We start from the raw sequence: 1,610 nt of genomic DNA, 5'->3' as shown, positions 1-1,610 counted from the left end.
AATCGGAAACCGCGATCGGACAAATGTGTATTGATGTATTCGGCACTGGCTGGGGTTCATTTAAAATTGCGCATATGTCGACGGGCGATAAGATCGGCGTTGAGATGTTCGAATTTAAGAACAATGAAACACCCAAAGACTTCGAGTACTGGAAAACCAGCACCTTTCATTTCTGCGTGCAAGATCCAGACATTGAAGGCTTAGTTGCCAAGATAGTCGAGCATGGTGGCAAACAACGCATGCCGATTCGAGAATACTATCCTGGCGAGAAGCCTTATAAGATGTGTTATGTAGAAGATCCATTTGGTCTAATTTTCGAAGTATATTCGCATAGCTACGAGCTCACCTATTCACAAGGCGCATACTGAACGAGAGCGTAAACTAAATGCTTACAAGGCAAACCACAGGTCTTATTGTCGTTGATATTCAAGGTAAGCTCGCGCGCATCGTTCATGAAAGCGAGGCGCTCATTTCAAATTGCTCTAAGCTGATCAAGGGCGCTCAAGTGCTCGGGCTTTCAATCATTCAACTTGAACAGAACCCCGAAAAACTTGGACCGACTGTTGATGAACTCAACACGCTATTAGACACAGTGCCGCGTATCGCCAAATTTTCTTTTAGTGCCTGCGAAGAACCGGCCTTTGTCGAGGCCGTCAAATCGTATGACGTAGACACATGGTTAATATGCGGTATTGAGGCGCATATTTGTGTTTATCAAACAGCCAGAGGGCTGGCAAAACTTGGCTACAAGGTGGAAGTTGTGCGCGATTGCGTATCGTCCCGATTAACAAGCAATAAACAATTGGGCCTAGACAAGCTCACACGACATGGCATTGAGCTGACAGGCCTAGAGATGTGCTTGTACGAACTGATCAAGGACTGTCGGGCACCGGAGTTCAAGCCCGTTCTTGATCTTATCCGTTAAGCTCGAAACTGTGGATCGACCGCGTCGCGTCATGCGTTTACCGCACCACCCTCCTGAGCGGTATTTCTGTCGGTTTTAAAGCGCGCCATAAACGGAAGCAAGTTGAGCGATTGGAGCCCAAGCACGCTGGCGGCAGAGAGGACGCCGCCCATCATCGCGCCACCAACACCACACGACAGAACGTCTTGCCCGGTTAGATACAACCCTGCAATGCGGGTCTTTGGACGCAACCATGTTTGCTGAAAGCGCTCTGGGCCGTGTTCTAAGCCATATAACTCTCCACGAGAATAAGCACAGAAGTAGTCGGTCGACAACGGTGTAGACACCTCAAAGTAATCGACTTTACCGCGCAAGTTAGGCATCTCGTTATATAGCTGCTCCATCAAGCGCGCACCAAATTCGGCTTTAAGCGCGTCATACTCGTCACCTCTCTGACCCCATGGCATATCCTTCCATGCTTCAAAGTACTTGTAGGGACAAGGCGCGACAATTTCGATCGTGGATTTATTAGGGTAACGCTCCGACCAAGACGGGTCTTTGGCCGAAGGAAACGATATATACGTAAGCGGGAACGGCGCGTTTTTGTCGGCATCAAATGCCGCAAAGTTTGCTTGCGCATCATGACTTGGATAGAGCCAATAATTCGTCTTAGGGAGCTTTAGCTCTTTGGGCGTGCCTTTAAGCC

At 48.7% G+C, this 1,610-nt stretch carries 3 protein-coding genes; 2 read left to right on the top strand and 1 reads right to left on the bottom strand.

The window, feature by feature from the left end; genetic code table 11:
- A partial coding sequence (locus tag A3750_RS21095; protein ID WP_068548765.1) for a VOC family protein occupies positions 1–368 on the top strand: 368 nt, incomplete at its 5' end.
- Positions 369–385: 17 nt separating this feature from the next.
- Positions 386–925 (top strand): isochorismatase family protein, encoded by a 540-nt coding sequence (locus tag A3750_RS21090; protein WP_068458093.1) that lies wholly within the window; start codon positions 386–388, stop codon positions 923–925.
- A 29-nt stretch (positions 926–954) separates the two neighbouring features.
- Here A3750_RS21090 and A3750_RS26460 read toward each other — a convergent pair.
- A partial coding sequence (locus A3750_RS26460; RefSeq protein ID WP_369819963.1) for a phytoene desaturase family protein occupies positions 955–1,610 on the bottom strand: 656 nt, incomplete at its 5' end.

Source organism: Oleiphilus sp. HI0079 (assembly GCF_001635105.1).
The sequence above is the reverse complement of the archived record's forward strand: the minus strand, read 5'-3'. Positions and strand labels throughout refer to the sequence as shown.